Annotated in this window: 13 protein-coding genes; 8 read left to right on the top strand and 5 right to left on the bottom strand. The window is 70.1% G+C overall.

The features are described 5' to 3' along the window. Positions 1-42 precede the first annotated feature (42 nt). Positions 43-357, top strand: coding sequence for a DUF7344 domain-containing protein (locus NBT82_RS11300; RefSeq protein ID WP_251328221.1), 315 nt, complete (start codon positions 43-45; stop codon positions 355-357). A gap of 16 nt (positions 358-373) precedes the next feature. Here the strand turns inward: NBT82_RS11300 and NBT82_RS11295 are convergent, their stop codons facing one another. Then, the gene (locus NBT82_RS11295) at positions 374-2,572 is read right to left on the bottom strand and encodes an LUD domain-containing protein (protein WP_251328220.1); all 2,199 of its coding nucleotides are present in this window, start codon (positions 2,570-2,572) and stop codon (positions 374-376) included. Further along, positions 2,565-3,074 (bottom strand): LUD domain-containing protein, encoded by a 510-nt coding sequence (locus NBT82_RS11290; protein WP_251328219.1) that lies wholly within the window; start codon positions 3,072-3,074, stop codon positions 2,565-2,567. The genes NBT82_RS11295 and NBT82_RS11290 overlap by 8 nt, the downstream gene beginning before the upstream one ends. A gap of 273 nt (positions 3,075-3,347) precedes the next feature. On the opposite strand from NBT82_RS11290, the gene NBT82_RS11285 reads away from it, so the two are divergent. Then, entirely contained in the window at positions 3,348-6,404 is a 3,057-nt protein-coding gene (locus NBT82_RS11285; protein ID WP_251328218.1) for an FAD-binding and (Fe-S)-binding domain-containing protein, read from the top strand. Here the strand turns inward: NBT82_RS11285 and NBT82_RS11280 are convergent. Together NBT82_RS11280 and NBT82_RS11275 are read right to left on the bottom strand one after the other, a co-directional pair. Then, a complete protein-coding gene (locus NBT82_RS11280) occupies positions 6,397-7,197 on the bottom strand; it encodes a helix-turn-helix transcriptional regulator (RefSeq protein ID WP_251328217.1) in 801 nt (266 codons plus the stop codon). The genes NBT82_RS11285 and NBT82_RS11280 overlap by 8 nt on opposite strands. A gap of 228 nt (positions 7,198-7,425) precedes the next feature. Further along, positions 7,426-7,851, bottom strand: a complete 426-nt coding sequence (locus tag NBT82_RS11275; RefSeq protein WP_251328216.1) for a GIY-YIG nuclease family protein — start codon at positions 7,849-7,851, stop codon at positions 7,426-7,428. A gap of 71 nt (positions 7,852-7,922) precedes the next feature. Between NBT82_RS11275 and NBT82_RS11270 the strand changes: the two genes are divergently transcribed. The 6 genes from NBT82_RS11270 to NBT82_RS11245 all read left to right on the top strand — a co-directional run bounded on the left by NBT82_RS11270 (position 7,923) and on the right by NBT82_RS11245 (position 17,625). Beyond that, positions 7,923-10,229 (top strand): DEAD/DEAH box helicase, encoded by a 2,307-nt coding sequence (locus NBT82_RS11270; protein WP_251328215.1) that lies wholly within the window; start codon positions 7,923-7,925, stop codon positions 10,227-10,229. A gap of 98 nt (positions 10,230-10,327) precedes the next feature. Continuing rightward, entirely contained in the window at positions 10,328-11,482 is a 1,155-nt protein-coding gene (locus NBT82_RS11265) for an alpha-1 4-glucan-protein synthase (protein WP_251328214.1), read from the top strand. 139 nt (positions 11,483-11,621) lie between these two features. Then, on the top strand, positions 11,622-12,797 hold the full coding sequence (locus NBT82_RS11260) for an extracellular solute-binding protein (protein ID WP_251328213.1): 1,176 nt from the start codon (positions 11,622-11,624) through the stop codon (positions 12,795-12,797). 10 nt (positions 12,798-12,807) lie between these two features. Then, complete coding sequence (locus NBT82_RS11255; protein ID WP_251328212.1) at positions 12,808-14,409, top strand: ABC transporter permease; 1,602 nt, start codon at positions 12,808-12,810, stop codon at positions 14,407-14,409. After that, a complete protein-coding gene (locus NBT82_RS11250; protein WP_425601749.1) occupies positions 14,399-15,547 on the top strand; it encodes an ABC transporter ATP-binding protein in 1,149 nt (382 codons plus the stop codon). The genes NBT82_RS11255 and NBT82_RS11250 overlap by 11 nt, the downstream gene beginning before the upstream one ends. Further along, entirely contained in the window at positions 15,547-17,625 is a 2,079-nt protein-coding gene (locus NBT82_RS11245; protein ID WP_251328211.1) for an ArnT family glycosyltransferase, read from the top strand. Before NBT82_RS11250 ends, NBT82_RS11245 begins: the two co-directional genes overlap by 1 nt. Here the strand turns inward: NBT82_RS11245 and NBT82_RS11240 are convergent. Further along, positions 17,600-18,535 carry a Vms1/Ankzf1 family peptidyl-tRNA hydrolase gene (locus NBT82_RS11240; protein ID WP_251328210.1) on the bottom strand — a complete coding sequence of 312 codons (936 nt, stop codon included), beginning with the start codon at positions 18,533-18,535 and terminating at the stop codon, positions 17,600-17,602. The genes NBT82_RS11245 and NBT82_RS11240 overlap by 26 nt on opposite strands. Between the last annotated feature and the right edge of the window lie 9 nt (positions 18,536-18,544).

Here is an 18,544-nt window from a genome sequence, read left to right as displayed (position 1 = left end):
TACGGGATGACAATTTGTGCCCATCGGGTGAACCGCCACGGCATGGACGCCGACCTCGCTGACGCCGTGTTCCGTGCGTTGGACGACGAACGGCGACGGCTCGCGGTTCGCTACTTGATGGAGGAGACCGACGGGACCGCGACCTGTCGAGAGGTGGCCGAACACGTGCGGTCCAACAGCGTCGACCCGCCCGCCGACGCGGCGCTCGCGCTTCGACACGCGCTGTTGCCGCGGTTGGAGGAGGCAGGCCTCGTCGAGTACGATCCCGAGGGTGGACGGATCCGGTACCGGTCCTGCGAGTTCGTCGAGGACGTGTTGACCGTCGTCGAGGATGAGCGACCGACCGGGACGCCGTAGGCGACGCGTCGGTGGGCTACGGCGCGATCAGTTCGATCGGGTGCCGCGACGGCCGGGAGAGGAGGGCGTCGAGCTGTTCCAGACAGGAGGTGCCGCTCGCGACGACCGTCCGGTCGCGCGTCTCGGGGGTCGAGAACTGCTCGGCCAGGTCCTCGCCCACGTCCATGCTCAGTTCGTAGTAGGTGTCCTTGTAGCCGAAGGAGCCGGCCATCCCACAGCACTCCACGTCGGAGGTGACGACGTCGTAGCCGAGGTCGTCGAGGACGGCCGTCGTGTGGGCGTCGAGCCCGAGCGTCCGCTGCTGGCAGTGGGCGTGGTAGGCGACCTCGTGGCCGTCGCCGGCGCGGAGCGCGTCGGCGTCGGCCCCGTTCGCCAGCAGGCCGTAGACGTACTCCATGATCTCGTAGCTGTGCTCCTGCAGGCGCTCGACGGCGGCGTCGGCGAGGAACCGCTCGTACTCCCGCTCGAACATGGCGAGATCGGACGGTTCGATCACGACCACGTCGCGACCGGCGTCGACGTGTTCGGCGAGGGCGCCATAGACGTCGTGGGCGTGTTCCTCGGCGGTGGCGATCATCCCCTGTGAGAGCGGGGCGCGGCCGCTGGAGGGGACGGACGGAACCCGTACCGAGACGCCGAGGGCCTCCAGCGTCCGGACGGCCGCCTTGCCGCGTTCGACCTGGACGTGGTTGGTGTAGACGTCGGGATAGAGCACGACCTCCCGGGTCGGATCGGTGACCGTCGCCGTGCGCGTCCGCGCCCAGTCGACGAGCGTCTCCCGCCGGAACTCGGGGAGGTCGCGACGGGCGTCGACGCCGGCGACGCGTTCGAGCGCCCACCGCACCGGCGCCGCGTCGGCGATCCAGTTCGAGACGGGGGCAGTCGCGCTCCCGACTTTCGCGAGCGTCGCGAAGTTGCCGAACAGGCGCTTGTCGAGGTCGAGGCCGCCTGGCTCCTCGTCGGGCGTCAGCCCCTCGACGAGGAAGTCGGTCCCTTCGGGGTCCGCCCCGCGGTTGATCCGGTCGCGAACGACGGTGTTGATCCACGGGATGTCGATCTTGGTGGGACAGCCGTTGACACACCGGGAACAGCCGGTACAGAGGTCGTTGAACTCGGCCGCGGAGTCGAGGGACTCGACCCCGGCCTCCCAGCCGGTGCCGATGCCACCGGAGTACGTCTCGCCGCCGAAGGCGTGCCCGCCGACGTGCTGGAAGTTGGCACAGGAGTTCGAACAGGCCCCACACCGGATGCAGTACAGCGTCTCGCGGAGTTGCTCGTCCTCGCGCATCGCCATCCGGCCGTTGTCGACGAGCACGAGGTGGAACTCGCGGTCGGACTCCCGCTCGGAGAGCGGGGTCTCGTCGTCGTCGAAGTCGAGGGTCGGGGAGTCGACGGGCGGGGTGAGCAGGGAGACGTACGCCGTGAGGTCCTGTCCCGTGCCGGAGCGCGCGAGGAGTTCGAGAAACGGCGAGAGGTCGTCCGTCGAGGGAACGACCTTTTCGACGCCCGCGACGGCGACGTGCGTGTCCGGCGTGACCGCACACTTCCGGGCGTTGCCCTCGCTGGTGACCAGCGCCAGCGTCCCCGAGTCCGCGGTAACGAAGTTGGCGCCGGTCATCCCAACGTCGGCGTCGCGGATGAGTTCGCCGAGTCGGGTCCGGGCGAACGTGGTGAGTTCGTCGGCCGTCTCGGGTGGGTCCGCGGGGTCGAACACCGTCTCGAACAGGTCGGCGATGCTCTCCCGGGAGCGGTGGATGGCCGGGGCGATCAGGTGCGAGGGCGTCTCGTCGGCGAGCTGGACGACCCACTCCCCGAGGTCGGTCTCCACCACGTCCACGCCGTCGGCCTCCAACGCCTCGTTGACGTCCAGTTCCTCGGTGGTCATCGACTTGCTCTTGACGACGCGTTCGGCGTCCTCGTCGGCGACGACGTCCCGGACGTACCGGTTCGCGTCCGCGGCGTCGTCGGCGACGTAGAGGTGACCGCCGTTTTCCTCGACGGACTCGCGGAGTTCCGCGATCAGTTCGGGGAGGCGGTCGATGGCGTCCTCCTTGATCTCGCGGGCGCGCGTCCGGAGTTCCTCGTAGTTGTCCAGTTCCGCGACCGCCTCCCGGCGCTTCCGGTTGAACCCCTTCGTGTTCGCCTCGATGGCGGAGCCTTCGGTCGCCATCAGCCGCCGGATCTCGGCGGCCTTGTCGCCCCTGCCCTTACTCATCGAGCATCACCACGTGGACGGCCTCGGGACCGTGCGCCCCGAGGACGAGTTCCCCCATGTCGGCGGTGGCGCTCGGGCCGGTGGCGACGACCGTACTCGCACCGTCCGTCCGGGCCATGTCGCCGAAGCGGTCCAGTGCCTCGGGCAGGTCCGGGAGGACGTCACCCGCGCGGACGACCGGAACGTGGAGTTCGGGATAGAGGGAGACGGGTTCGGCCCCGTCGGCGGTCGACGGGAGGAGGACGCTGCCGTAGTTGGCGACGCCGAAGGTGGCGGGGGTGACGCCGGTCGCCGCCCGTTCCAGGGCGGCGGGCGTCGGATCGACCGTCACGCGGTCCGGGTACGTGACGTCGAACGGGAGGGGGACGCCGACCGCCGGGTCGCGGACGACGTCGTCGAGCGTCGCCGCGAACTCGTCGGCCGTCGTCCGGGTGAGGGCGACCCCGAGTTCGTCGAGGGCGTCCGCGAACGTCGACAGCGTCGGGTTCGTGGTGGTAGCCATGTCCCGCAGTAGGGACGCGTGAGCTTTGTAGCTTCGGTCGCCGACAGGGTGGAATCTCCGTGCCGGAGACGCGTCCCGTTCGCGCACGAGGCGCCGGCGACGGGACTCCCGACCCCCGTTCGGGGGACGTACTGATCCCCGGCGTCTGCTATAGTAGCGTTTGGAACTGTTTGCACACCTGATCCCACGCAGTCTGGCGATCAGGTGTGCGATGACTTACAAAGGCTACCATAGTACCCGGCTTTTAAGCGGTCGTACACCAATTCCCACCCGATGGCAACGACAGGCGATCCCGCTGACGACCCCGCCCGAGACGGGGATTACGACTACCGGAGCGACGACGTCGACCGTCCGGGGATGGTCGACGATCTCGACGGGCTGATCGAGGGCGACGTGCGGTTCGACGACTACTCCCGACAGCTCTACGCGACCGACGCGAGCGCCTACGAAGTGACGCCCGTCGGCGTCGTCTTCCCCACCTCGACTGCCGACGTGTCCGCGGTCGTCGAGTACTGTGCCGACCGTGGGGTGCCGGTCCTCCCCCGCGGCGGCGGCACGAGCCTCGCCGGACAGACCGTCAACGAGGCGGTCGTCCTCGACTTCTCGCGGCACATGACCGACGTGATCGAGATGGACCTCGAGGCCCGCCTGGCCCGCGCCCAGCCGGGCATCAACCTCGGCGACCTCAACGCGGAACTCGACGCCCACGACCTGAAGTTCGCCCCCGACCCAGCGTGGGGCGACAAGAGCGCCCTCGGGGGCGCCATCGGCAACAACTCCACCGGATCGCACTCCCTGAAGTACGGCAAGACGGACGCTTACGTCGAGGAAGTCGAGGCGGTGCTGGCCGACGGCACCGTCACCACGTTCGGCGAGATCAACCTCGACGACCTGCGGGCCGACGCCGACCCCGAGGGGTCGATCCGCGAGCGCATCTACGCCGAAGTCGCCCGGATCGTCGACGAGGAGGCCGACGAAGTGCGCGAGAAGTATCCGGATCTGAAGCGCAACGTCTCGGGGTACAACCTGGACGTGCTGATCGACGAGGCAGAGACGGGGTCGGTCAACCTCGCGCGCCTGCTGGCGGGCAGCGAGGGCACCCTCGCGGTCATCACCGAGGCGACCGTCTCGCTGGAGCCCGTCCCCGAGACGAAGGCCATCGGCCTGCTGACCTACGACGACCTGATCGACGCGATGGAGGACGTGGCACCGATCCTCGAACACGACCCCGCGGCCGTCGAGGTGATGGACGACGTCCTGCTCGACCTGGCGCGGGAGACGGCCGAGTTCGCGGACGTGGTCGGCCTGTTGCCCGAGGGGACGGACTCGGTCCTGCTCGTCGAGTTCTACGCCGACAGCGACGAGGAGGGGCGACGGAAGGTCGCGAACCTGATCGCCGACCGCGTCGGCGGCGTCGACACCGAGGCGTCGCCGAGCGAGGGGGCGGCCGACCTGACCGGGAAGGAGCGCTACGCCCGCGACGCGATGGAGGCTCACGACGCCGAGGAACGGGCGACGTTCTGGAAGATGCGCAAGTCGGGGTTGCCGATCCTGCTGGGTCGGACCAGCGACGCCAAACACATCTCGTTCATCGAGGACACCGCCATCCCGCCCGAGAACCTGCCGGCCTACGTCGCCGACTTCCAGGCGCTGCTCGACGATCACGACACGTTCGCGAGCTACTACGCCCACGCCGGGCCGGGCGTCCTCCACATCCGGCCGCTGGTCAACACCAAGACCGTCGAGGGTATCGAGCGGATGGAGTCCATCGCCGACGCCGCGACCGACCTCGTCGTGAAGTACAACGGCTCAGTCTCGGGCGAACACGGCGACGGCCGCGCCCGAACCCAGTGGAACCGGAAACTGTACGGCGACCGTCTCTGGGAGACGTTCCGGGACCTGAAGTCGGCGTTCGACCCCGACTGGCTGCTGAACCCGGGGACGGTCTGTGGCGACGTGGACATGACCGAGAACCTGCGGTTCGACGCCGACTACGAGTTCGACGCCGGCTTCTCGCCCGCGCTCGACTGGGACAACGAGAACGGGATGCAGGGGATGGTCGAACTCTGTCACGGCTGTGGGGGCTGTCGCGGCCCACAGGAGACCACCGGCGGCGTAATGTGTCCCACCTACCGCGCGAGCCAGGAGGAGATCCAGGCCACCCGCGGCCGGGCGAACCTGCTCCGGCAGGCGATGAGCGGCGACCTGGACGACGAGGCCACCGACGTGGAGTTCATGCACGAAGTGCTGGACCTCTGTATCGGCTGCAAGGGCTGTTCGAAGGACTGTCCGAGCGAGGTCGACCTCGCGAAGTTGAAAGCGGAGGTGACCCACGAACACCACCAGCGCCACGGCGCCTCGCTGCGCGATAAACTGTTCGCGAACGTCGACACACTGAACGCCCTCGGCTCGGCGCTGGCGCCGCTGTCGAACTGGGCGGCGAAGGTTCCCGGCGCCCGGACGGTGATGGAGAAGACGCTCGGCATCGCCAAGGATCGCTCGCTGCCCACCTTCCACCGCCAGTCGCTCGTCGACTGGTTCGACGACCGGGGTGGGGCGCGGGTGAGCGCGGCCGAGGCGGACCGCCGGGTCCTCCTCTTTCCCGACACCTACACCACGTACAACCACCCCGAATCGGGGAAGGCCGCGGTCAGGGTGCTGGAGGCGGCGAACGTCCACGTGGAGATTCCTCGCGACGTGGCCGGCAGCGGCCGGCCGCCGTTCTCGAAGGGCTTTCTGGACGAGGCGCGCGAGCAGGCGGCGACGAACGTCGAGACCCTCGCCCCCCGCGTCCGCGACGGCTGGGACGTGGTACTCGTCGAACCCTCCGACGCCGTGATGTTCCAGTCCGATTATCGCGACCTGCTCCCGGGCGGCAGCGAGGAGCCACGTTCCTCGGAGGATCGGACGACGTCCAACGGCGACGTCGAGACGCTCGCCGACAACAGCTACGGCGTCATGGAGTATCTCGACGCGTTCCGCCTGGACGAGTCGCTGTCGACGGACGCGACGGGGTCGTTGACCTACCACGGCCACTGTCACCAGAAGTCGACCAAGAAGGACCACCACGCCGTCGGCGTGTTGCGGCGGGCGGGGTACGCGGTCGATCCGCTCGACTCCGGCTGCTGTGGGATGGCGGGGTCCTTCGGCTACGAGGCCGAACACTTCTCGATGAGCAAGGCCATCGGGTCGATCCTCTTCGACCAGGTGGACGAGAGTTCGGGCGAGGAACTCGTCGCCCCCGGCGCGTCCTGCCGGACTCAACTCGGCGATCACTACGAGTCGGAGCCTCCAACGCCGGTGGAGAAACTCGACGCCGCGGTCAGGTAGGATCGAAGGGCGTCGCCGCGTTCCATAGGCGGTCGTGAAACGCGCGCGCCCACCGCGTCGCAGCGGGGGAATCGTTGCCGACGAACCCGCGGGCACCGCCGTCGCGGTAGACGACCAGGCCCATCTCGGGACCGTCGGGCGTCTCGGCCAAGACGAGCGTCAGCGGTTCGTCCCGGTCGGCACGTCGAATCGCGATGCGGCCGCTCTCGACGGCCGCCCGCATCTCCCCGGGGTGGGACACCGCATGCCGTTCGATCACTCGGTCGGTCGCCACGAAGGAGCCGGTTAGCCCCGACTCCATCACCCGGTCGTGGTAGAGCCGCGCGTGTCTGGAGAGGAAGCGACCGGTGTACACCGAGACGTGGGTCGCCCGCTCGACGACGTCGCCGACGGCCTCCGCGGGACGGTTGGGGGCGTACGGTGTCGACTCGATCAGCGTCGCCCCGTCGAAGACGGCCGGATCGACGTCGACGCTCGGGTCGACCCCGTCGAACAGGGGCGCCGCCGCTGCCAGGGCGTCGATACGGCGGGTCGACCGGCGGTGCGTCGAGAGCGCCAGCCGCCCCGTCTGGGTCAGCCGGTGGCCCGCGGCCGTCGACGCCACGAACCCGACCGTCGACAGTTCGCGGAGCGCCCGATCGACGGTCGACCGCGAGACGCCGGTCCGCTCCACGAGCGTCGCCGTCGACGCCGGCCCTTCGTCGAGCGCCCGGATCGTGTCGAGTCGGCGGGCGACGACCGCGGCCGGCGACACGTCGGTCATCGCCCCGCCCCGGCGCCCGTCCCGCGGCACAGGGGCCTTTCTGCGGAATATTTATATAACACGTCTCAATCGGTGACGAATTCGGCGGACGACAACATGAAGTCGTCGATCGGAGTAATCGTGGCCGCCGGGGTGCCTCTGACACAGGGGTCGTGGCGGGTTGCCCGGCCCGCTATTCGACCTGGCGCCGGACCGCCGACGGATTCGCCCGGATCCGCCGGCGGTCGGGTGCCCCCGGTCGCCCGACAGCGGTCGGGATCACTTCTTCGTCGCCTCGCGGTGGGCCGACCGGGCGGTCGCGGCCAGTCCATCGACCGACGAGCCACCGGCGAGGTGCGAACGGCAGTCACAGTCCGAGGCGCCGAAGCCGTCGACCGGGCCCGCGGGGAGGCGGTCGGCGACGGCACACTCGACGTCGTCGCCCTCGCTCGTGACGACGGTCACCAGGTCGGTCGCCGGGTGGCCGGTGAGGTAGTCCACGTGCCAGTGGCGGGTGTCGTTCTCGCCGGCCACGATCCGGCGGTGGCGGTCCACACGGGCGAAGCCGCCGCTGCCCAAGGCGCTGCCGGTGTAGGCGTAGGCGCCGGCGGGGAAGCGGTGGGTCCCGAGCGCGCCGACCGCGATCTCGGTCGCCCGCGGCAGGTCGAGCAGCAGCGTGTACGTGCCGCCGTCGGCGTCGTCCATGCGGTGACGCGGGCCGCAGGGGGGAAAGTTCGACCGGAACCGGTTTGTTCGCGACGGCCGCACCGGTGGACGTGGACGACGTCGTCGACCGACTCCGGGCGCATGCCGAGGACGGCCGGGTGGCGGACTACCGCGTCCTGCCGGCGCGCGACCCGGCCTACGCCGACTGCGACCTCGAACCCCGACTGGCGAGTGCGCTCGAAGACCGCGGGATCGACCGCCTCTATCGCCACCAGGTCGCGGCCATCGAGGCCGTCCGCGACGGGCGCGACGTCGTGTTGGCGACGCCGACGGCGAGCGGCAAGAGCCTCGCGTACATCGTCCCCGCGTTCGAGCGGGCGATGGACCACGGCGGGCGGACGCTGTATCTCGGCCCGCAGAACGCCCTGATCGCGGATCAGGCCGAGAGCCTCGGGGACCTCGCTCGCGGCCTGGGGTTCGGCAGCCGCGTCTCGGTCGACACCTACACCGGACGGCTCTCGACGGCCGAGAAGCGGGACGTGCGGGACCGGCGTCCGACGGTCCTGCTCTCCAACCCGGACATGCTTCACTACGGCCTCCTCCCGCACGGCCACCGCCTGTGGGAGTGGCTGTTCTCGTCGCTCGAACTCGTGGTGATCGACGAGATACACACCTACCGCGGCGTCTTCGGCAGCCACGTCTCGCTCGTCCTACGGCGGCTCGAACGCCTGTGTGAGCGGTTCGGTAGCGATCCGGCCGTCGTCTGCTGTTCGGCCACCATCGCGAACCCCGTCGAACACGCCGCGCGCCTGACCGGTCGCTCCGAATCGTCCTTCGACTGCGTCGACACGGACGCGAGCGGACGGGGACCGCGCCACTGGCTGCTGTGGAACCCGCCCGAACAAAGGGACGACCGCGGCGCCGGACGGCGGCGATCGAGTCACGTCGAGACGAAGCGGCTCTTCGCCGACCTCGTGGCCGCGGGCCACCAGACCCTCGCGTTTACCCGGGCGCGACAGACCGCCGAACGCTACGCGACCGAGAGCGCCGATGCGCTCCGGGACCGGGGAGAGCGTGGGGTGGCCGGGCGGATCGAGGCGTACCAAGCCTCGCTTCGGGACGAGCGCCGCCGCGAGATCGAGGACGGCCTCCACGACGGCAGCGTCCGGGGAGTCTGGAGCACGAGCGCCCTCGAACTCGGCGTCGACGTCGGCGGACTCGACGCCGTCCTCCTCGACGGTTACGCCGGGACGCGGATGTCGACGTTCCAGCGTGCGGGGCGGGCAGGTCGGGGGGCAGACCCGGCGCTCGTCGCCCTCGTCGCCGGCGAGGACCAGCTCGATCAGTACTTGATGTCCAACCCCGACACCCTGTTCGACGGCGACCCCGAGCGCGCGACGGTCGACCCCGAGAACGACCACCTGCGCCCGGCTCACGTCGCGTCGGCGGCGGCCGAGAACTGGCTGTCGCGAGCGGACGCCGCCCACTTCGGCGACGACTTTCGGGACGTGGTGAGCGACCTCGAAGCCGCCGGCCGACTCGAACGCCGGGAGACGGCCGAGGGCGTCCGGTGGACCCACGCGGGCGACCGGAGTCCACAGCACGCGACGACCCTGCGGAGCGTCGACGACCGGGAGGTCGACCTCCTGGCCGACGGTGACGTGATCGCCACCCTCGGCGTCGGCGACGCCCTCCGGGACGCTCACCCCGGGGCGATCTACCACCACCAGGGCCAGTCCTACGAGGTGACGGATCTCGATCTGGACCGGGACGTGGCGACCCTCCAGCCCACGTGGGCGGACTACTACACCCGGGTGCTGACCGAGAAGTCGATCACGGTCGAGCGGGACCGGGAGGAAACGCCGCTCGACGCCCGGCCCGACACCGACGTCCACCTCGCGGACGTAACCGTCACGGAACGGGTGACGGGCTACGAGCGCCGGGACGCCAGTCGGGGCGAGACGCTGGGGCGAGAGACGCTCGCTCTGCCCGAGACGACGCTGTCGACGACGGCGCTGTATGTCACCGTCCCGGAGGACGTCGAGGCGGAGATGCGGGCGATCGGCGACTTCGACGGCGGCATCCACGCGGCCGAACACGGCCTGATCTCGCTGTTTCCCCTCCACCTGCTCTGTGACCGGGCGGACATTGGCGGTCTCTCGACGCCGTCTCATCCCCACACCGGCGCGAGCACGATATTCGTCTACGACGGCCATCCAGGCGGCGTCGGCCTCGCTCGCGGCGGCTACGAGCGCTTCGAGTCGCTCGTGCCGCGGACTGCCCGGCTGATCGACGGCTGTGCGTGTGCCGACAGCTGCCCGGCCTGCGTCCAGTCGCCCCACTGCGGGAACGCGAACGAGCCGCTTGCGCCCGGGCCGGCCGTCGTCCTGCTGGAGGCACTGAGCGGGACGGACTAGCCGTCGAGCATCCGCCGTACGGTCCCACGTTGGTCCTCGGGAGTGACGGTCGCCACGGAACGACAGTTACTTTAGGTACGCCTAAACAAAGGCAGGCAATGAGCGAGGACGTCTGCGTCATCGTGCCGACGATCAGGGAGTACGAATGTGTGCGGTCCTACGTCGCGAACGCGGAGCGCCACGGGTTCGACACGGATCGGCTGGAGTTCGTACTCGTGACCGAGGACCACTGCCCGACCGACGAGATGGCGGCGATGCTCGACGACCTGGGCGTCGCGGGCGAGGTGTTCGACGGGAGTCGACGCGAATCTTGGCTGGCCGAACGGGGCGTCGGCGACTACGGTCACCTGATCCCGGCGCGGAGTCACGCCCAGACGAGTTTCGGGCTACTGTACCTCTGGGCACACGACCATCCCTACGGCGTCTTCATCGACGACGACACCCGGCCCCACGACGCCGTCGACTTCTTCGGAACCCACCTCCGGAACCTGCACGCCGACCGGACGGTCGAGTCGGTGCGCTCGGACGAGCGGTGGGTCAACGTTCTGTATCACGCCGCCGAGGAGCACGGACTCTACCCGCGGGGATATCCCTACGCGGCGATGGACGAGACGGTCGAGACGGGGACGGCCCACGTCGACGACGTGATCGCCTCGCAGGGCCTGTGGACGAACGTTCCCGACCTGGACGCCGTTCGCATCCTGATGGACGGCGACCTGCAGGGTCAGGCCGAGACGCGTCTGACCGCCGACGACTTCGGCCCCGACTTCGTCGCCGAACCCGGCCAGTATCTCACCGTCTGCTCGATGAACCTCGCCTTCCGGCGCGAGGTGGTCCCCGCGTTCTACCAGTTGCCGATGGACGACAACGAGTGGTCGGTCGGCCGCTTCGACGACATCTGGAGCGGCGTGTTCCTCAAGCGGGCGGCGGATCTGCTGGGCAAGGAGATCCTGACGGGCGACCCGCTCTGTCGCCACGACAAGGCGCCGCGGTCGACGTTCGACGACCTGCACAACGAGGTGGCGGGGCTAGAACTGAACGAACACCTCTGGAAACTGGTCGACGACGCCGACCCCGAGAGCGAAGTCACCTACGCCACCGCCTTCGCCGCGATGGCCGACGCGCTGATCGAGGCGGAGGGCGACTACCGCAACGGCGACTTCCTCGCCCACGTGGGCGAACACATGCACGACTGGCTGGCCTGTCTCGACGAACTCCAGTCGGTCGATCGGGCGGTTCCGGCGGACGACTGAGACGATCGGACGGGTGTCGATCGAGAGAGTCGCCGAGATGGCGACTCGCTCGAAACGGGGACAGCCGAGAGTCCGGGACGCGGCCCATCGTTCTTCGAATCGGCAAATATAAGTTCTTTAGGGCGGCCTAAATCTATGTATGACGGATCATCGCAGCTCTCGTCGTCGCGTCCTGCGTCTCGGAGGAGCAGCCGGATTGGCATCGATCGCCGGATGTAACGGGGTCTTCGGCGGCGGCAGTGGCAGCGGGAGCGGCGACGACAACGGCGGCGACGGGGGCGGCGGCGGTACCGTCGCCGGTCAGATCGGCTCCGGTCGGTCGCCGTTCGGCGAGCGGACGATCACCGGCGGCGTCTCGATGACCGAGATGCCGGAGCTGAGCGGCGAGTTGACTCTCTACTCCGGCCGCGGAGAGCCGCTCGTCGGCCAGCTCATCGGCTTCATTCAGGACCTCTACCCCGACCTGACGATCCGACCGCGGTACAACTCGGCGTCGGAACTGGTCAACCAGATCGAAACCGAGGGGTCGGGGAGCCCGGCGGACGTCTTCTTCTCGGTCAACGCCGGGTCGCTCGGCGCGCTCAAGGACCGTGGACGGACGGCCGAACTCCCGACCGAGGTGCTCGATATGGTGCCGGATCAGTTCCACGACCCCGACGGGACGTGGATCGGCACCTCGGGCCGGGCGCGGACGATTCCCTACAACACGAACGCGCTCTCCGACGACGAGATTCCCGACGACATCTTCGCGTTCCCGGAGACGGAGGCGTTCCGTGACGCCATCGGGTGTGCGCCGACGTACAGTTCGTTCCAGGCGTTCATCACCGCGATGCGCGCGCTCAACGGCGAGTCCGAGACGCGCGAGTGGCTCAACGGGATGCTCGATCTGGGGCTCCAGACCACCTACGCCGACGAGTTCCTCGTCAGCCAGGCCGTCGCCGACGGCGAACTCCGCGCCGGGTTCGCGAACCACTACTACATCCAGCGCGTACTCGCCGGGCGACCGAACGCCCCCATCGCCACGGCCTTCACCGAGGGCGACGCCGGCGCCATCTTCAACGTCGCCGGCGCCGCCGTCCTCGATACGGCCGAGGACCCGGACCTGGCGTCGGCGTTCGTCCGCCACCTGCTCTCGGCGGAGGCGCAGGACTACTTCGCGCGGGAGACGTTCGAGTATCCGCTGGTCCCCGGCGTCGACCCCATCGGCCGCCTGCCCAGTATCGACGAATTGAACCCCCCCGAAGGATTAGACCTCACTCAGCTGTCCGACCTGGAGGGGACGGTCGACCTCCTCCGCGACGTCGGCATGCTCTGACCCCACCACCATGGCCACCGACCAGCACACCGTCGACGGCGGCAGCGAGGATCTGCCCCTCCCCACGACGATAGCGAGCGGCGCCGTCGCCGCGGCCGTGCTCCTCCCGCTGGTGTGGCTGGTCAAGACGTCGCTGGACGTCGGCTTCGCGGAGGCCGTCGCCATCTCCACCCGTCCCTCGACGGTGCAGGTGTTTCTCAACAGCGCCGCCCTCGTGGTCACCGTGACGGTCGCGTCCGTCCTCATCGGCGTCCCGCTCGCGTACCTGACGGTGCGGACCGATCTCCCCTTTCGCCGGGCGTTCACCGTCGCCGTCTCGCTCCCGCTGGTCATCCCGAGCTACGTCGGCGCCTTCGCCTTCGTCTCGGCGTTCGGCCCGCGAGGTGCGTTCCAGCGGCTGCTCGCCCCCCTCGGCGTCGAGCGCCTGCCGGAAATCTACGGCTTCCCGGGGGCCGCCCTCGTCGTGACTCTCTACACCTACCCCTACGTGTTCATCACGACCCGGGCGGCGCTGAAGTCGCTCGATACGACGCTGATCGACGCCGCGCGGACGCTCGACCACTCGCGGTGGGCGGCGTTCCGGCGGGTGACGCTCCCGCAGATTCGGCCGGCGGTGGCCGCGGGCGCGCTCCTGGTTGCGCTGTACACCCTCTCGGATTTCGGGACGCCCGCGATCATGCAGTTCGACGCCTTCACGCGCGTCATCTACGTCGAGTTCACGAGCTTCGGCCGGGACGTCGCCTCCCTGCTCTCCCTGCAACTCGTCGCGGTGACGCTGTTGGTCCTCGGGCTCGAATCCCACGTCCGCGGCAACGAACCGCTGTACGCCGGGCGACAGGGCGGCCGGACCAGCGGCACCGTCCCGCTCGGGCCCTGGAAGTACGTCGCCGCCGCGGGCTGTCTCGCGGTCGCCGGCCTCGCGCTGGTCGTGCCGGTCGGCATCCTGCTGACCTGGCTCGCACAGGGCGGCGCCGACGTGGGGAGCGCGCTCGCCTTCCGCGCCGAGTACGCCCTCAACTCCGTCGGCGTCTCGGCGGCGGCGGCACTGGTCGCCACCGTCGCCGGCCTCCCCGTCGCCTACCTCGCCGCGGGCTACCGTTCCCGGCTGGCCGAGGCGTTCGAACGGGCGACGTACGTCGGCTACGCCGTCCCCGGCGTGGTGCTCGGCCTCGCACTCGTCTACCTCGGCACCTCGTACGCGCGGCCGCTCTACCAGACGGTGTATCTCCTCGTCGCCGCCTACGTCGTCCGGTTTCTGCCCCAGGCCGTCGGCTCGATGCGGGCCTCCTTCCTCCGGGTGAACCCCGCGCTCCCCGAGGCGGCGCGGACGCTCGGCCGCACCTCGTTCGGCGCCTTCCGCGCGGTGACGCTCCCCCTCATCGCGCCCGGCCTGTTCGGCGGCGCGGCGCTCGTCTTTCTCACGACGATGAAGGAACTCCCGGCGACGCTCCTGCTCCGGCCCTCGGGGTTCAAGACGCTCGTCACTCACATCTGGACGGCGACCGCGTCGGGCTACTACGGCCACGCGGCGGTGCCCGCACTCATCCTGCTTGGCGTCTCCGGGCTGTCGATGCTGGTGATCCTCACCCAGGAGGGATACGATGTCAAATAGAACGATGCACGCGACCCACGAGACGACGGCCGACCGACCGACCACGACGGACGAGACGCCCGTCCTCGAACTCGACGGAGTCGAGAAGAACTTCGGCACCGAACGGGTCATCGAAGGGCTCTCCCTGTCGGTCCACGAGGGCGAGATCCTCACGCTGCTCGGACCGTCGGGGTGTGGCAAGACGACCACCCTGCGGCTGATCGCCGGCCTCGACCGCCCGGACGGCGGCCGCGTCGCGCTCAACGACGCGACGGTGTCCGGCCCGGACGACTTCGTCGTCCCCGAGGACCGCGGCGTCGGCGTCGTGTTTCAGGAGTTCGCCCTCTTCCCGCATCTGACCGCCGCCGAGAACGTCGCCTTCGGCCTGGAGGACTGGGACGCCGACGCCCGCGAGGCACGGGTCGACGACCTCCTCGACCTCGTCGGCCTCGAAGCACAGGGCGACTCCTACCCGGACGAACTCTCCGGGGGCCAACAGCAACGCGTGGCGCTCGCGCGGTCGCTCGCCCCCGAACCCGACGTCCTCCTGCTGGACGAACCGTTCTCGAACCTCGACGTTGATCTCCGTGTCCAGATGCGCGAGGAGGTCCGGCGCATCCTCAAGGAGACGGGCGTGACCGCCGTCTCCGTCACCCACGACCAGGAGGAGGCGCTGTCCATCTCCGACCGCGTCGCCGTCATGAACGACGGCCGGATCGAGCAGGTGGGCGACCCCGAACAGGTGTTCCAGCAGCCCGAATCCCGCTTCGTCGCCGGCTTCCTCGGCCACGCGAGCTTCCTCCCCGGCTACGTGCACGGAGAGGAGGTGACGACCGGCCTCGGCCCCATCCCGCGGAGCCAGATCAACGGGTTGGCGGGCACCTACGACCGGACGCAGGTCGACGTACTCGTCCGCCCGGACGACATCCGCGCGGTCCCGGTCGGCGACGGCGCCGCCGACGGCCGGGTCGTCGCCCGCCGCTACCTCGGTCCGACGGTCCTCTACGAGGTCCGTCTCGACGACGACACGACCGTCCAGTGTATGCACAACCACGACGAGTCCATGCCCCTCGACGCCGCGGTCCGGATCGAACTCGACGCGGATCACGAACTCGCGTGGTTCCCGAGCGACCAGCGCCCGGACGACCCGACCGAATAGTGTCCGCCACGCGGTCCCGCCGGGAGCGACTCCTCGTCGCCGCCCTCGCCGTCCTCGCCGGCATCGTCGTCTACTGGCTGGCCATCGACCTCTTTCCGTACCACTCCGTCAACGACGACGAGGGCGTCTATCTGATGCAGGCGGCCATGCTTCTGGAGGGGAAGCTCTTCCTCCGTCCCGGCGCGCTCGGCGAACTGGTGCGCCCCTGGTTTTTCGTCGCCGACACGGCCGGTGGCGACCTCCGGTACTACTCGAAGTACTCGCCCGTCGCAGCCGGCGTCTTCGCCGTCGGAAAACTGCTCGGCGATGCGAACCTCGCGCTGGGAATCGTCGCCGCGGGCAACGCCACGCTGGTGGGCGCACTCACGACGGCGGCGTTCGACCGGCGGACCGGCGCCCTCTCGGTCGTCGCGCTCCTCGGCGCCCCGCTCTTCCTGTTCACCTCGGCCGTCTTCCTCCCCTACGCCCCGACGACCCTGTTGAACCTCGCCTTCGCGCTGGCCTACGTCCGGACGATGCGCCGGGACTCCCCCCGGTGGGGACTGGCCGCCGGCGCCGCCATCGGCCTCGCGTTCTTCTCCCGCCCCTTCACCGCCGTCTGCTTCGCGACGCCCTTCATCGCCCACGCCGTCGGGTCGCTGTGGTGGACGCGCGGGACCGAGCGGTTCCGCCCGACGCTCGTCCGTCTCCTCGCCGTCGCGGGCGTCGGACTGGCGGGCGTCGGCGTGACCCTCGCGTACAACGCCGTCGTGACCGGCGACCCGTTCCTGTTCCCGTACAAGGCATTCGGCCCGAACGACGGCCTTGGCTTCGGCCGCCACGAACTGCTGGGGTACGACCGCGTCTACACGCCCGCGCTCGCCGCCGAGACGACGGTCAGACTCCTGCGGACGCTGGCGACCGAGTGGACCGTCGCCGGCCCGGTCGGCACCCTCCTCGCGCTGGTCGGCCTCGCGACCCTGCCGACCGACCGGGCGGCCGTCGCCGATCCGGCGCTGTCCGCACCCGCGCTCCGCGTCGTCGTCCTCGGGGTCGTCCCGGCCGTCGTCCTCGGCAACGCCTACTTCTGGGGGACGCTCAACGGCCTCGAAAACGGGCTGATCGGTCTGCTCGGGCCGTACTACCACTTCGATCTCCTCCTGCCGTGCTCCGCGTTCGCGGCCGCTGGGACGGTCGTCTGCTGGCGGCGCCTCCGCGAGGCCACCGACGGCCTCGAGGGCCGGCAGCGACGGGTCGTCCTCGCCGTTGCCCTCCTCGCCGGCGCGGGCGTCGTCGGCGCCGCGGGGGTCGACGCGGCCGCGGACCCGTACGGGGAGAACCGCCTGCGAACCGAGAACCTCGCCGCCACCTACGAGCCGTTCGCGGAGCGCTCCCTCACGAACGCCGTCGTGTTCGTGCCCGATCCCTACGGCGACTGGCTCCATCATCCCTTCCAGTATCTGCGCAACGACCCCGGCTTCGACGGCGACGCGGTGTACGTCCTGAACGAGGGCGACGTGGAGCGATTCGAGGCGCTGGACGCGACGGGGGACCGCCGGGCCTACCGGTTCACCTACCGGGGCGAGTGGACCGGAGCGGTCGAACCGATCACGCCGACGCTCACCCCGCTGTCGGTCGAACGGGGCGGGCGCGTGGCGGCGACGACGACCCTCGGCGTGCCGGCGCGGGCCACCCGGGCACAGGCGAGCGTCGTCACCGAAGCCGGCACCGTCCGGTACGACGTGGGGCGGGTCGACGGCCCGGTGACCGTTAACTGGACCGTCGGCGCCGACGGCGTCGCGGTGACGAACCACGGCGGGACGGCGAGCGCACGGCTGCCTGCGGGGATCAGCGAGGTGACCCTACTGGTCACGTTCGTCGATCCGCAGGGGACGACGGTTACCTATCGACAGACTGCGAGCGTCGAGCGGACCGGTGGGGACGTCCGGGTGGTCTGGCCGCCGGAGATACGGGTCTGTTCGCTCACCACCGACTGCGGGCGCGAGGGGACGTACGTCGGGCCGGCCGGGGACTACGTCTCCGGCGTGCGCGTCGACACGGCGGTTCGGAACGCTACAGCAGCGTCAGCCGCGTCGTGAAGAAGTCGTCGGCCGCATCGTGGAGGGCCGTCTCGGGGTCGCCGGTGGCGTCGACGGGCGCCGTGGCGACAGTATCGTACGCCAACTCGTCGAGGACGGTCCGCTCGCCGAGCAGGACGAGTCGGTCCGGGTTCCGGGCGTCGAGGACCGCCCGGCAGTCGTCGAGGTGGGCCGCGACCTGTTCGTCGCGGCGGCGCTCGAACCGCGCCTGCGAGAATCCGCCCTTCGAGTGACGCCCCTTCACGTCCGTCTCGACCGTCTCCACGTCCGCGAGCACACCGTCGACGTAGCGCCCGACCGCGAACAGGTCCGAGCGCACCAGCGCGACGGTGAGGCCGTCCGAGGGGTGGAACCAGTCGGGGTCGAGGCGAAACGCCTCGCCCCACTCGACGAAGGGATCGGGCGCGAGCGGCGGGGCGAGGGCGACGCTCACGAGGCCGGCGTCGTCGGCACAGACGAGACAGGGAGCGGCCGCGTCGACGAGCGGTGCCCGGTCGCCGAGAACGTCAGCGACGGCGTCGGGAACGCCGGAGGGCGCGCCACTCGACGTCCGACGACGGGACCGGTCGCCCTCGGCGTCGGCCACCATCGCGGTCAGCGCGCCCTCGGGACCGGTTTCGACGCTCCGGAGACGGGCGAGCACCGCCGCCAGACGGTCGCCGCGCAGGTCGGCGGTCTCCCGGGGCGTGACGGCGGGCGCCCCGTCGTCGTCGCCGTCGAGTCGTCCCTCCAGATCCGCGACCCGATCTTCGAGCCGGTTTACCCGCTCCTCGGCCGCCTGTCGGGCGGTCACGGCGTCGGCCCGGCGCTCGCTCTCGGCGTCGAGTCGGCGTTCGAGATGCCGCTTTTCCTCTTCGAGTTCCTCGATGCGCGCCTTCAGTTCGGCCCGCCCGAGCAACGAGTCGAGCATGGACACACG

Origin of the sequence: Haloplanus sp. HW8-1 (assembly GCF_023703795.1) — an archaeon.
Classification (GTDB): Archaea; Halobacteriota; Halobacteria; order Halobacteriales; family Haloferacaceae; genus Haloplanus; species Haloplanus pelagicus.
This window is presented reverse-complemented; position numbering and strand designations above follow the sequence as displayed.